This window comes from Bacillus ndiopicus (assembly GCF_000612805.1).
GTDB classification, from domain to species: Bacteria; Bacillota; Bacilli; order Bacillales_A; family Planococcaceae; genus Metasolibacillus; species Metasolibacillus ndiopicus.
The window spans coordinates 581,620-594,507 of record NZ_HG964405.1 but is presented as its reverse complement, the minus strand read 5'-3'; the positions used below and the strand labels follow the sequence as shown (position 1 = coordinate 594,507).

Sequence of the window (12,888 nt, the reverse complement as noted above, 5' to 3'; positions counted from 1 at the left end):
GACGAAAACAAACACGCTAAAATCCTTATAGAAAGGTATTTTTAGCGTGTTTCTTCATTGTAAATGCCAAAGTCCTACTCCGCAAAATAAATAAAACCGATTGCCCCTGGTCCCGTATGTGTACTAATAATTGGTGAAGTAAAGGCAATTTCAGCATTATCGAAACCTGTTGATTTAATTAAATCTAACAATGGCTGCCCCATTGTCTGTAATCCTCCCGCATGGGATAAACCTACAGCCTTTACCGTCTTACTAGCAGTATCTTCTTGGAATTGTTTAAATAAATAATTCACTACTTGCTTATGGCTTCGTGCCTTAGATACAGGTGTATATTCGCCACCTTCTAAACTAGCAATTGGCTTAATATTTAGAAGTGAGCCAATCATACCTTTCCCTTTACCTATACGTCCACCTTTAATTAAGTTTTCTAGCGTATCAACTACAACAAATAAGTTCGTATTCGCACGCACTACATCTAAACGGGCTACAATTTCCTCCATTGAAGCGCCTTCATCACGTAAGCGAATAGCTTCACGAATTTGGAATGCCAAGCCGAACGCGATAAAGCGTGAATCAACAACTGTCACATCTGAAGTTGTCATTTCAGCAGCTTGGCGAGCAGATTGAACCGTACCACTCATTGCACCTGTCATATGAATAGATAATATTTGATCTCCATCTTTTCCAAGCTCATCGTACAGCTCTTTAAATTTCCCAGGTGCCGGCTGAGAGCTTTTGGGAAGCTCAGCAGATTGTTTCATTATATCCATGAATGTGACAGGTTCAAGGTCTACCCCGTCCACATATGTATTTTGTCCAATTTGAATTGTTAATGGCACAATATGAATGCCGTGCTTCGCAATTTCCTCTTTTGTTAAATCACACGTTGAATCAGTTACAATATGAATTCGTCCCACTAATGACACATCCTTTATGTTCTTCTTACCTATTATAATTAACTTGAATTACCACTGTAAAGGTGACAAATGTAATCACTATTCATTGATAGTTGTCTTTTTTCCATATGACATATTGTAGTTACAACTAATGACAAATATGCCTGTCTTACGAACTTCTATTTTACTATAGTATTTTATAAGGAGTGATTTCAATGGAAAACATCGTTTTTGACTACAAAACAAAAAATGAAGAGTTATGGAATGCCATCACACATGGTATCGGTTTACTCATTAGCATCCCAGCCTGTGTCGGACTTATTTTACAGGCAGTCGCAAAAGGCAGTGCTGTTGACATTGTTTCGTACAGTATATTTGGGGCATCGCTCATCATATTATTTTTGAATTCTACGTTACTACATAGTATGCCTAAGCGCTTTAAACGTTTTTTTGCGATTCTTGACCATTCTGCTATTTATATTTTAATTGCCGGAACTTACACACCGTTTTTATTAATTACTTTAGATGGTCTCTTAAGCATTACTTTATTATGTATTATTTGGGGAATTGCTATATTTGGAGTAGTTTTTAAATGTTTATTTATTCACCGATTTGAGGCATTTTCTTTAGGCTTATATATCGCCATGGGCTGGCTCATTATTTTCGTTATAAAGCCTGTTTACGCATTTTTACAGCTAGAAGGTTTCTTATTACTACTAGCAGGCGGGCTTTTCTTTACGTTTGGTGCTATTTTTTACGCATGGCATCGACTCCCTTATAATCATGCAATTTGGCATATTTTTGTTATTGCAGGCTGTGCCTGTATGGTAGGATGTGTGCTATTTTATTTATAAACAGCAGGACCTTTTTATCAAAAAGCAGCTTTCTTGAAACTTTTACTTATACAAAACAGTATAAATAGTAATTGACAATAAAGGAGCTGTAATTTAAATGAAGAAAAAAATGTTATTAGCGTTAACAGGTGTAGCAGTAATTGCTGCAGGTTGCAACACTACAGCAACACCAAAAGAAAATACGACTGAAAAAAGCGATTTATCACTAGAAGAGGTATTTACGAAGAGCGTTGAGAGACAAAATGAAATTCAAAGCTTTAACGCAACGATTACAATGACACAAGCAATGGATATTGGAGATGGCTCAAAAGCTGATACGACAGCTAATTTAAAAATGGGTGCAGTAAAAGAGCCTATGCAATTTTTTATTGATGGCACAATTTCCATGACAGAGCCAACAAGCGGTGAAAAGCTTGATATGCCTCTCAAAATGTATATGACTGCTAATGATGGTTTATATGCATATGACAGCACTTCCGAAACATGGCTAAAGCTACAGCAAGAAGCTTCATTAGAAGAAATGCTAAATCAAGCGGGTGTACAAGCAGATGCATCTGAGCAACTAAAACTATTAGAGAAATATGCAACTGACTTTACATTCGAGCAAACGAATAATGAATATATTTTAACATTAAATGCAGGTGGCGATAAATTTAAACAATTAATTGAAGAGCAATTAGCGATGACAATGCCTGAAGCGCCTGTTGAACAATTGGAAAACCTCTCTTTTGAAGATACTACTTATCAATTAACAATTGATAAAAAGACATATGATTTGAAAGAAATGAAGCTAGATATGGTTATCTCAATGGAAATGGAAGGCATAACAGCAAAAATCGATCAAAAATCGACAACGAAGTATGAAGACTTTAATAATACAACAATTACAATTCCTCAAGAAGCACTGGACAATGCACAAGAAATAAATAATTAAATCAATTATTGTGGTATATGTTCACAAAGGGAGGCATTTTTCTATAGATGGGACTCCCCTTTCTAAAACGATGGAAGTACTCTTTTTCAAAAAGGGCTTCCGTCGTTTTTTATATACCTTGCAATCATCATAGGGATTTCTTAGTTTCGATAGGCTTTATTTTGTTTGTCTATAGTTAAAATTTACATTTTATCCATTTCTAATTTAATAAATCCAAATTCCTCTATTATAGTTCTATTTAAAATTGCTATAATAGTAAATTATATAAAGGAGTTGTAATAAATATGAAAAAGGTATTATTTTTAGCAATAGCAGGTATTACAGTATTAGCTGCTGGATGTGGGACTTCATCCACGCAACAGGAGAATACATCTAAGAAAGGAACAGAATTTGCATCAAAAACACCAGAGATAGCACTAACAGAAATATTCACAAAAGCGCTTGAAAAACAAGATAACCTTCAAAGCTATACTACAATTGTTTCTGCAACACAAGCGATTACGATGGAAGATGGGACTAATGTAGAAATGAAGTCTAAATTACAGGCAGACCAAATTATGGAGCCCTATCAATTTTTCGTCGATAGTGAGGCAATTGCTACAGAGCTAGAAAGTGGAGAATCAGAAGAGGTTCTGAATCTTAAAATGTATTTAACAGCAGATGAAAATTTATATTTATATGAAGGCTCCGAAGATGAATGGTTACAAATGCCAAAGGGACCCGAGCTAAATGAAATGTTGGATGCTTTCGGATTAAATATTAATACAATTGAACAGTTAAAAATACTTGAAAAATATGCTGAGGATTTTACATATGAAGAAAATGGTGAAAAATATATTTTAACATTAAAGGGGGACAGTGAAAAACTTGCACAGTTAAGTAGAGAACAACTAGCCCTTACCATATCTGATGCAAATCCAAACTCAGCAGAGCTTCGAAGCACAAAGTTCGAAGATGCATTTTACCAAGTAGTCATTGATAAAAGTACATTTGATGTGAAAAAGATACAATTAGACTGGCTAATGAAACCAAAAGTTCAAGACGATGAAATGACTGTAGATCAAAAAACAACAATCGTATTTGAAAATATTAATGCGGTTTCTACAATTACAGTACCTCAGGAAGTCATCGATAACGCACATAGCTTTGAATAAATGTATAACTAAAATTAGAAGGCTGATGGGGAGCACAAGTGTAAACTTGCTTTCCCATCAGCCTATTTTTTAGTCTTCTGTTGCTGCCATTTCAAACTTCTCTTCTTTTTGGTGTACAGGTGTTGGTGTTGGTACTGTTACAGGCATTTGCTGTACATATTGTTTCACTGCATTTTTACCAACATATGTTTCGATTAACTCTTTCACATCAATACCTGATGAAGCTTTTAATGTTTCCTGTAAAGAGCCCATTAAATTCGTTGCATAGGAAGTAACTTTGTTGGCACCGCCACCTTCTCCACCTCCTGTATCAACAACTGTAATTTTGTCGATATTTGCCAATGGACTTGCAACTTGTTTCGCATATTCAGGTAACATGCGTACAACCATATCTAAGACAGCCGCTTGACCATATTGCTCGAATGCTTCTGCAATTTTTTGCTTCGCTTCTGCCTCTGCTAAACCGCGTAGACGAATAATTTCCGCTTCTGCTGTACCTTGTGCTCGTTCCGCATCTGCCTTCGCTAAACCGTCAAGACGAATGCGCTCCGCTTGTGCTTGCGCCTGTGCTTCAATACGGTATTTTTCAGCATCTGCCTGTGCAAGCTGCTTCATTTTATCTGCAGCCGCTTGCTGCTCAATTGCATAGCGCTCAGCATCCGCCTTTTTCTTCACTTCAGAATCATATTGACGCTCACGACGTAAAATCTCACGCTCTTCCAGCTCAATTTGCTTTTGACGCTCAATAATTTGTACTTGCATTTCTTGTTCAGTTACTTCTTGTTTTGCTTTCGCAGATTCCAATTCGTATGCTTGGTCAGCTCGAGCTTTAGCCATTTCTTGCTCACGGCGATATTCCGCTACCTTTAATTGGTTATCCTTTTCAGCTTCCGCAATTTCTGTAGCACGTGCAAGCTCAGCCTTTTGCGCCTCTTGGTCTGCCTCTGCGCGCTTAATACGCGTTTCTTTGTCTGCTTCTGCTGTCGCAATATCCGCATCACGTTTTACTTGCGCAATACGCGGCTTACCTAATGATTCAAGATAGCCATTTTTATCACGTACATCTTTAATTGTAAAGGAAACGATAATAAGACCCATTTTCGCTAAATCCTGTGATGCTACACGCTGCACTTCTTGTGAGAATTTATCACGGTTTTTATAAATTTCTTCAACTGTCATTGAACCTAAAATTGAACGTAAATGTCCTTCTAACACTTCACGTGCTTCCATTTCACGCTCATGTTTATCCTTGCCTAAAAATTGCTCTGCTGCTGTTGCAATTTCCGAAATGGAACCACCAATTTTAATAATTGCTGTACCATCTGCCATTACTGGTACCCCTTGCTCTGTGTACACTTCTGGTGTTGTTACCTCTAGTTTACTAGAAAGTAAGCTTAATGGCTGTGCTTGTTGAAACACTGGAAATACAAATGTACCTCCACCACGAATAATTTTAATGCGATTTCCTGTCTCATCTTTGTGTACATTTTTTGAGCCTAAGTAGCTTCCTGTTACTATTAATGCTTCATCTGGACCAGCTGTGCGATATTTCTTAATATAAAGCCCTAAAAATGCTATTATGATAAACACAACAACACCAATAATAATTAAAGTTCCAATCATCTCAGTTTCAAATGTCATTTTCTCTCCTCCAAACTATGTGTTTGTGAAGCCTTTGTTATAAGATGTAACAAAAGCTGTCCCTTCTTTTACTTCAATAATTAATACTTTTGCGTCATAAGGAATTTCTTCACTTTGGTAGCTTGCCGCACGCTTCGATATAATACCATTAACAGATTCGATGACAATTTCACCAAAGCCATCTAGTGGTATTGGAACGATGACTTTCGCTGTTTGCCCTTCCAATGAGGCATCCGTATAAACGAGCGACACTTCTGCTGAACGCAGTGGCACGAGAAGGAAGAAATACAGTAGCGCTGTTAAAATAGCTGCGATAATTAATGCTACTATGAAAACAACAATGCTTGCTATAGATGTAAAGCGCTCAAGTAAATAACCTCCTGCTGCTGTTATAGAAATAAAGGATAATATAACGGCTGGATCGAAAAAAGGTATACCTTCTGTTACGCCGTCCGCTAAATCAGCGAATAACATGTAGAGCAATGTGCAACTCCCTACGACAATCAGCACTGTCAAATAAATGGCGGTGAGTGAAAATCCAAACAACTCTTTCATCCCCCTTTCTTATGTATTACCTTATTTACGAATAACTTCCACTAAAGTTTCGGAAAAATGTAAAAAAATTATGAAAGTTTCAGGAAAGTAAGATGACACCTTCCTCTTCTAAAAACTCTATGTATTTTTGAATTTTTTCGAATAACTTCCTTCAATCAGATAGCTCGATATCAAATATAAATGTTACTTCACTACCATTCTCCCATTTGGCAACAACTTCATATACATAATAATCTTCTATAGCTGGTAATAAAATTTTATTATCAACTAGATTGACAGTTTCCATTTCACCATCAAGATTGTATTGTTGGACCTCTATCGTATCAGGCGCTTTTTCAATATCTATGATTACCTCACTCCCACCTGAGACTGTTAATGTATCAAAATCACTAGTATAGTCAAATATTGATTTCCCCATCCTCGGTGCTCGTATTTCCAAATTGCCATCAATCCACTCATATCCTGCATACACCATTTGATAATCTTTATTATTAACACTAATCTCTCCTTTAGGTGCACCCTTTTCTTGTTTAAGTTGACAAGCCGCTAAAAATAAAATGACTAACAAAAATACTAGAAATTTTTTCAAACTCCCACCCTCTTCTATTTTTTGTAATTATAGTGTTAAAATGAATATAACAAATAATAAGATTAATTTCATCAAATATATCGAAAACTGATAAAATATACCATATTTTAATATTTATATATTAGTTATTATGTTATAATTATATCTAGTTTCAAAATATTAACTATAAAGTGGAGTTTCAATATTAATTTTAGGGAGATGAAGTTCATGAAAAAATCTTTATTTTTAGGTACATTCTTATCATTTGGCTTGCTTTTTAGCACTCAAGTAAATGCCTCAGAACAAGATTTATCAGAAGAAATAGAAATTAAAGCATCAGAATTTATATTTGATGGAACACAAAAAGAAATAGAGATTGGCAATATTACAGTTAGAGCGTTAGATTATAATCCTCAAATCTTCTCTAATAGAATCTCTATTTTGGGAGCTGGCGTATGGGATTACTTAGGCGATGATGTATTCTCTGGAGAATCTAGAGTATTTCCTTCAGCAGGGGGAGACTATATGGTGAATTTGATTCATCCGACAAAAGAAATGTATCTTTATCAGCTAAAAGAAAGAGACGACTTGTGGGATACAACGGTAGAACCTTTCAAAGTTAGTGGAGAACTATATTATGAGGTAGTCTTCCGTAATATTTCTGGTTGGGTTGATGGAGATAATAACAAAGCAGAATTCTTCGTTAATAAATTAGCCCCTGCATTTACTAAGGTTACTGCTGGGTTTTGGGATTAATAAAATCTATTTTAAACAAACGAGGGTAGAAAAGAGATTCTTTTCTACTCTCGTTTTCATTTTGGCTATTTAGTTCTTTTTCAACGCATTTATTTCCTTCGTCAACTCGTTGAAGCGTTTGTTGAGCTCCATATATTGGTCAGAGCTCATTTTAACGAGGCTTAATTTTCCTAATACTACTTGCCGCTCCGTTTCGAGCGCTAGTAATGCCATACTGTTATCCTGTTTTATTTCTTGCATTCTCATATTTTTCGTTAATATACCCTCTCGAATCACTAACTGTTCTTCTGTAATCTGCTGTAAAAAGTAAAGATTGTGTTAAACAGCGAGAATAGTTCCAGCAAATTGCTTCAATGTTGCTTCAAGCTGTTCACGCGATTCAATGTCTATATGGTGCGAATTCATCAGTATAACTTATTTGTCATATCATTTAGATAGCTCTACATCAAATACAAATGTTACCTTACTGCCATTTTGCTACAACTTCATATACATAATAATCTTTTAGATTGACAGTTTCCACTTCACCATCGAGATTATATTGTTTGACCTCTATTATATCAGACGCTTTTTCAATATCTAGGATTACCTCGCTACCACCTGAGACCGTTAATGTTTCAAAATCACTAGCATAGTCAAATATCGATTTGTCCATTTGTGGGGCTCACATAATCACATTATCTTCTTCCCACTCCTGCCATGCACCTATCATTTTGTTTTTTTTCACCATCTATGCTAACGTCCCCGTCAGGTGCTCTTAATCCTTCATTTAATTGGCAAGCTGACAAAAACAAAACGCCTAGATAATGTACGCAAACCTATTTGGAGCCATAATCAGATTGAAATAAATGTCAAAAAACTTTAAACTACCACCCGCTTTGAGTATATGGTAGCTTAAGGAAGATCCTATAGTACAACTGATAGAAGCTGATGCTGACTGTCCATACTTTTACATCTATCAAAACACTTCCAATTTCCAGTGCGGACGGCTATTATTGACAATGCAATTATATTGTGTAGAATAGGACTTACTCTTGATTATGGAGAATTTTGTAGTTATTTGGGGAGGAAAACGTATTGAAGCCAACTGAGTCAAACGTAACAGCTTTAGGTTCAGCATTTGACCGAACGTACAATAGTAAAAGTGACATCCCAAAAGAAATAGACGCCTCTGTGGAAACAGATTCAGAACAAAATGGGGCAAGTTTAACTTCCTTAGTATCAGCTTTTGGTAGGGCGTATCATAGTAAGTATGATTCACCAAAAGTGGTAGATGATTTTATTGTAAATAAGTTGATTTCCCAAGAGGAATTTTCAGCTATGAGTAAAAATTTGATTGACGGTATACAATTTTTTAATAAAGATATCGGAGAAAAGTTTAAAGATGAGCCAGATAAAATTTTAAAATGGATTACACAAGTTCAGGTATCTTCAATACCTCTAGCACGCACTGCCTATTGTGAAAAAGTATTACTTAATGAAGTGAAGTCTGGCCTAAAGCAGTATGTCATATTAGGTGCTGGCCTAGATACTTTCGCACTCCGGTTTCCAGAATTACAAAGCAGTTTAAAAATCTTTGAAATTGATCATCCGGATACACAAGTGTTAAAGAAAAAAAAGCTAGCAGCTGCTAAATTCGACATCCCTGATAATCTTTATTTTGTACCAATGGACTTTACTACTGAGTTTTCTTATCAGAGCTTAGTAAAGGAAGGATTTGAAAACGAGAAAACGTTCTTTAGCCTGTTGGGTGTCACATATTATTTATCAAAAGAAGAAAACGCTTCCTTGATACAACATTTTTTCGCAAATGTTCCATCAGGCAGTTCTATTGTGTTTGATTATGCAACTGAAAAACTTTTTGAAGAAAAAGGAATGTCTAATCGGGTGGAAAACTTGGTGAAATTTGCTGAAGCAAGCGGAGAACCGATGAAATCAGGATTTACATATGATGAAATTACAAGTATATTAGAAAAGTCAGGATTACAAATTAAAGAGCATCTATCACCTGAAATGATGAACGAACTCTTATTTAAGAATAGGACGGATTATTTGTCTGCATTCGAGACAGTACATTATATTCATGCTGTAAAAAAATAGTTTCTAAGTCTAAAGCATTACTTCTAAGTCGCTAGAGACTGTACGCAAACCTATTTGAGCCATAATCGGATAAAAATTTTTTATGAACCATAGGTTATCGCTAGATTTTGGAATTAATAAAATCTATTTTAAACTAACGAGGATAGAAAAGGGATTCTTTTCTATCCTCGTTTCATTTTGATTATTTAGCCCTTCTTTAACACATTTATTTCCTTCGTCAGCTCGTTGAAACGCTTATCAAGCTCCATATATTGCTCAGAGCCCATTTTGACAAGGCTTAATTTTCCTAATACTGCTTGTCGCTCCGTTTCGAGCGCTAGTAATGACATACTGTTATCCTGTTTTATTTCTTGCTTTGTCATATTTTTCGTTAATATGCCATCTCGAATCACTAGCTGTTCGTTCGCAATTTGCTGTAAAAAGTAATGATCATGTGAAACAGCGATGATAGTTCCAGCAAATTGCTTCAATGTTGCTTCAAGCTGTTCACGAGATTCAATATCTAGATGGTTCGTTGGTTCATCAAGTAATAAAACATCTTTATTTTGCAAAATAAATTGCATTAATTTGAGCTTTACGCGTTCCCCCATACTCATCGTCTGAATTGGGTTTTCCCAATGTATCGCCGTAAAGCCAAGCTGCTTCATTAAATGCTGTACAGTGCTTCTATCTTCAAATGTTTCGCGATGGAAAATTTGAGCAGGCGTTTGCTCCAATGGCAAATCAAAAACATCTTGTGATAAATAGCCTATCGATGCTGTTGGTGATAGCCAAAGCTTACCATTATATGCTTCCTTCCCCATCATCATTTGTAAAAAGGTCGTTTTTCCAGCACCATTATTGCCTACTAAAGCTACTTTTTCACCATGCATAATTGTAAAGTGCTTGCTTTTAAATAATAACTTATCAGCAATACGTTTCTCAATATCTGTCGCCTCCAAAAATCGCTTGCCACGCTTTTCGTTTGCACTAATTTCAAATCGCACCTCGTATGGCTTAGCTACTTGCTCCACTTTTGCAGTCGCAAGCTCTTGCTCTAAACGCTTTCTTTTTGATTTTACTTGGGCATCCGTACGCTTCGCTTTCACTCGGTGATATTCCTTAAAGCCTTCCTGTTTGGTTGATTGTGCATGTGCCTTATTCGACCAGTTTGTTAAGTTCGTTAGCTGTCCTTCAATGCGCTCGATTTTTTTCTGTTGTTGCTCATAGGCATGTTGCTGTGCTTTTCGCTCAGCAGCCCTGACGTTTTTATAATGCGTATAATTACCGTTATAAGCGGTTATTTCATTATTTTCGATAGCCCAAATTTTCGTTGCGACCTTGTCTAAAAATGCACGGTCATGTGAAGCAACTAAAATCGTTCCTTTATAGGCTTTTATTTGCTCGATTAATAGTTGAATACTCTCTTGATCCAAATGATTTGTCGGCTCATCTAGTAGCAGCACATCATGGGTCTTTGAAAAGCCGTATGCTAGACGTAATTTCAACTTCTCGCCTCCACTTAATGTGGCATATTCATTATGAGGCACATGCCATTTTGCCAAAAGCTCCGCATCGCCGCTTAACTGCTCATCATATGTTTCCTGCTCCTGCACAATATATAGCGGCTGCACAAGGCGTTGCCACTGCATTTGACCTGCGCTTTGCTCAAGGTCACCATTTAATAAATGCAATAAAGTAGATTTGCCCGCTCCATTTTTACCAACTAAGCCAACAACCTCACCTTCAATTAGTGATAAACGCACATCCTTAAATAAAATCGCTTGCTCTAATTCAATTGTTACATCATGTATTTTCAATAATTCCATCATAGAATCTCCCCCTTTGGAATTAGGAGAATAAAAAAATCCTCCCGTAAATTGGAAGGATTAGTCGCCAAACTTTTACACCACAGCTAATATAAGCCCAGATTTTTCATGAAGGCATGCTTCTAAATCTGTGACATTCACCATGGCTTTATCTTGATTTACACATATGCTCAATCAAGATAAATAAGCTTTTCACATATGCTGTGAAAAACATTTATTTTCATCATACTTATTTGAAAATGGGCAGACTAATCCTGTTTTTTTCATGTTGAATATTTCATCATGTTTAAAAAATCAGGTTAGTTTAACATCGGCCACCCATCTTCCTTTCCGTTTCGAATTATTGACAGTATAACACAAAAAACAAATAGATGCATTCACATTTTAAAATAAAAGCGTTTGATTAATTACTTTCATTTAATTAGATTAAGCTCTTCACTACTTTCGACATAAGCGCACCGTCAGCTTTACCAGCTAAAAGTGGCTTAGCGATTTTCATTGCATCTCCCATATTCATGCCTTTTACAATACCAGCAGCAGTTAGTTCTGCAACGATTTCCTCTTCCGTAAGCTGCTTAGGTAGGAAGCGTTTTAAAATCTCTAATTTTGCTTGCTCTTTCTCTATTAAATCTTCTCTGCCTGCTGATTGCGCGCCTTCTAAAGCTTGGTTCGTTTGCTTTATTTCACGGTTAACAATCGCAATTTCCTCTTCTTCTGTTAGGATGCTTCCCTTTTCCTTCTCCGCAAGATCTAGAGCCGATTTCACAAGCGTTAATACGCCTTTTGCTACCACATCTTTTTCTTTCATTGCTACTTTTAGTTGTTCAAAAACCGTTGTTTTTAACATAATTAATCGCTCCTTTTCCTTTTATATTTTATGTTAATTCACTAAACTTTCGCAAGCTATAAGAGCGCATCAATTATTTTCAACGCTTCGCCCGCCTTCTCTTTTAGCATTATATCAAAATGGCTTTGCTCAATTTCTAAATTGATGTAAGCTGTTTTCCCATTTGTCATATGCGGCAATTGGCTAACGGGATATACTTCTAAACTTGTACCAATTACAATGACAAGCTGCGCTGCTTTCATATGAGATAATGTACTGTTCCACGCTTGTTGAGGTAAGTTTTCTCCAAACAATACAACGTTTGGGCGCAATCGACCACCACATCGACAAGCTTCATTAGCTAAAAAACTACTCATTTCAGCGGCAGCATGACATTTTTGACAACGCACAGAACGAATGGAGCCATGCAGTTCATCTACATTGTGGCTCCCTGCTAACGTATGAAGACCATCAACATTTTGTGTTGCGATATGCTGTACAAGCCCACGCTTTTGCCAGTCCGCTAAAATACGATGTCCTTCATGTGGCGTAATGTCTGCTAGTGCGTGGATTCTCGCTGAATAAAATTGCTGAAAAAGCTGGTAATTATGTGTAAGTGCCTCTGTCGTTGCGACAGTACGTGGATCAATTTGCTGCCACCAGCCACTTTTAGAGCGAAAATCAGCCAATCCACTTTCTGTCGACATGCCTGCTCCAGTTAAGACGACGGTATGCCGCGACTCTTCTAACCAATTCTTAATTTGCTGTAGTTGCTCCAACATAAAACCCCCTCTGC

General features: G+C 36.4%; 14 protein-coding genes. 5 read left to right on the top strand and 9 right to left on the bottom strand.

The window, feature by feature from the left end; genetic code table 11:
- Window positions 1-74 precede the first annotated feature (74 nt).
- Window positions 75-917, bottom strand: coding sequence for a DegV family protein (locus TY13_RS11015; RefSeq protein ID WP_042475505.1), 843 nt, complete (start codon window positions 915-917; stop codon window positions 75-77).
- A gap of 194 nt (window positions 918-1,111) precedes the next feature.
- Here TY13_RS11015 and trhA point away from each other — a divergent pair, with 194 nt between their 5' ends.
- The 3 genes from trhA (at window position 1,112) to TY13_RS11000 (ending at window position 3,838) form a co-directional block, all read left to right on the top strand.
- A complete protein-coding gene (gene trhA, locus TY13_RS11010; protein ID WP_042475501.1) occupies window positions 1,112-1,750 on the top strand; it encodes a PAQR family membrane homeostasis protein TrhA in 639 nt (212 codons plus the stop codon).
- A gap of 97 nt (window positions 1,751-1,847) precedes the next feature.
- On the top strand, window positions 1,848-2,684 hold the full coding sequence (locus TY13_RS11005) for a DUF6612 family protein (protein WP_042475499.1): 837 nt from the start codon (window positions 1,848-1,850) through the stop codon (window positions 2,682-2,684).
- 284 nt (window positions 2,685-2,968) lie between these two features.
- Window positions 2,969-3,838 carry a DUF6612 family protein gene (locus TY13_RS11000; protein WP_042475496.1) on the top strand — a complete coding sequence of 290 codons (870 nt, stop codon included), beginning with the start codon at window positions 2,969-2,971 and terminating at the stop codon, window positions 3,836-3,838.
- Between the two features lie 69 nt (window positions 3,839-3,907).
- Here TY13_RS11000 and TY13_RS10995 read toward each other — a convergent pair whose 3' ends face one another.
- The 3 genes from TY13_RS10995 to TY13_RS10985 form a co-directional block, all read right to left on the bottom strand.
- Window positions 3,908-5,461: a flotillin family protein gene (locus TY13_RS10995; protein ID WP_154661596.1), complete on the bottom strand. Its 1,554-nt coding sequence runs from the start codon at window positions 5,459-5,461 to the stop codon at window positions 3,908-3,910.
- Window positions 5,462-5,494: 33 nt separating this feature from the next.
- Window positions 5,495-6,034, bottom strand: coding sequence for an NfeD family protein (locus TY13_RS10990; protein ID WP_195891686.1), 540 nt, complete (start codon window positions 6,032-6,034; stop codon window positions 5,495-5,497).
- A gap of 151 nt (window positions 6,035-6,185) precedes the next feature.
- Entirely contained in the window at window positions 6,186-6,623 is a 438-nt protein-coding gene (locus TY13_RS10985) for a hypothetical protein (RefSeq protein WP_042475492.1), read from the bottom strand.
- A 207-nt stretch (window positions 6,624-6,830) separates the two neighbouring features.
- Here TY13_RS10985 and TY13_RS10980 point away from each other — a divergent pair, with 207 nt between their 5' ends.
- The gene (locus tag TY13_RS10980) at window positions 6,831-7,358 is read left to right on the top strand and encodes a hypothetical protein (RefSeq protein WP_042475489.1); all 528 of its coding nucleotides are present in this window, start codon (window positions 6,831-6,833) and stop codon (window positions 7,356-7,358) included.
- A 69-nt stretch (window positions 7,359-7,427) separates the two neighbouring features.
- Here the strand turns inward: TY13_RS10980 and TY13_RS10975 are convergent, their stop codons facing one another.
- Complete coding sequence (locus TY13_RS10975; protein WP_042475487.1) at window positions 7,428-7,634, bottom strand: hypothetical protein; 207 nt, start codon at window positions 7,632-7,634, stop codon at window positions 7,428-7,430.
- A gap of 187 nt (window positions 7,635-7,821) precedes the next feature.
- Window positions 7,822-8,013 (bottom strand): hypothetical protein, encoded by a 192-nt coding sequence (locus TY13_RS10970; RefSeq protein ID WP_042475485.1) that lies wholly within the window; start codon window positions 8,011-8,013, stop codon window positions 7,822-7,824.
- Between the two features lie 518 nt (window positions 8,014-8,531).
- On the opposite strand from TY13_RS10970, the gene TY13_RS10965 reads away from it, so the two are divergent.
- A complete protein-coding gene (locus tag TY13_RS10965; protein WP_042475901.1) occupies window positions 8,532-9,458 on the top strand; it encodes a class I SAM-dependent methyltransferase in 927 nt (308 codons plus the stop codon).
- 185 nt (window positions 9,459-9,643) lie between these two features.
- Here TY13_RS10965 and abc-f read toward each other — a convergent pair whose 3' ends face one another.
- From abc-f to TY13_RS10950, 3 genes are all read right to left on the bottom strand, one after another.
- The gene (gene abc-f, locus TY13_RS10960) at window positions 9,644-11,269 is read right to left on the bottom strand and encodes a ribosomal protection-like ABC-F family protein (RefSeq protein ID WP_042475482.1); all 1,626 of its coding nucleotides are present in this window, start codon (window positions 11,267-11,269) and stop codon (window positions 9,644-9,646) included.
- A gap of 418 nt (window positions 11,270-11,687) precedes the next feature.
- Window positions 11,688-12,113, bottom strand: a complete 426-nt coding sequence (locus TY13_RS10955; RefSeq protein ID WP_042475479.1) for a GatB/YqeY domain-containing protein — start codon at window positions 12,111-12,113, stop codon at window positions 11,688-11,690.
- 56 nt (window positions 12,114-12,169) lie between these two features.
- Entirely contained in the window at window positions 12,170-12,874 is a 705-nt protein-coding gene (locus TY13_RS10950) for an SIR2 family NAD-dependent protein deacylase (RefSeq protein ID WP_042475475.1), read from the bottom strand.
- Window positions 12,875-12,888: the final 14 nt, after the last annotated feature.

What these genes read in the sequence shown, in the direction of transcription:
- TY13_RS10950 (WP_042475475.1), bottom strand. Translation starts at nt 12,874, where the DNA reads ATGTTGGAGCAACTACAGCAAATTAAGAATTGGTTAGAAGAGTCGCGG.
- TY13_RS10995 (WP_154661596.1), bottom strand. Translation starts at nt 5,461, where the DNA reads ATGATTGGAACTTTAATTATTATTGGTGTTGTTGTGTTTATCATAATA.
- TY13_RS11005 (WP_042475499.1), top strand. Translation starts at nt 1,848, where the DNA reads ATGAAGAAAAAAATGTTATTAGCGTTAACAGGTGTAGCAGTAATTGCT.
- abc-f (WP_042475482.1), bottom strand. Translation starts at nt 11,269, where the DNA reads ATGATGGAATTATTGAAAATACATGATGTAACAATTGAATTAGAGCAA.
- TY13_RS11000 (WP_042475496.1), top strand. Translation starts at nt 2,969, where the DNA reads ATGAAAAAGGTATTATTTTTAGCAATAGCAGGTATTACAGTATTAGCT.
- TY13_RS10970 (WP_042475485.1), bottom strand. Translation starts at nt 8,013, where the DNA reads ATGGACAAATCGATATTTGACTATGCTAGTGATTTTGAAACATTAACG.
- TY13_RS10980 (WP_042475489.1), top strand. Translation starts at nt 6,831, where the DNA reads ATGAAAAAATCTTTATTTTTAGGTACATTCTTATCATTTGGCTTGCTT.
- TY13_RS10955 (WP_042475479.1), bottom strand. Translation starts at nt 12,113, where the DNA reads ATGTTAAAAACAACGGTTTTTGAACAACTAAAAGTAGCAATGAAAGAA.
- TY13_RS10990 (WP_195891686.1), bottom strand. Translation starts at nt 6,034, where the DNA reads ATGAAAGAGTTGTTTGGATTTTCACTCACCGCCATTTATTTGACAGTG.
- trhA (WP_042475501.1), top strand. Translation starts at nt 1,112, where the DNA reads ATGGAAAACATCGTTTTTGACTACAAAACAAAAAATGAAGAGTTATGG.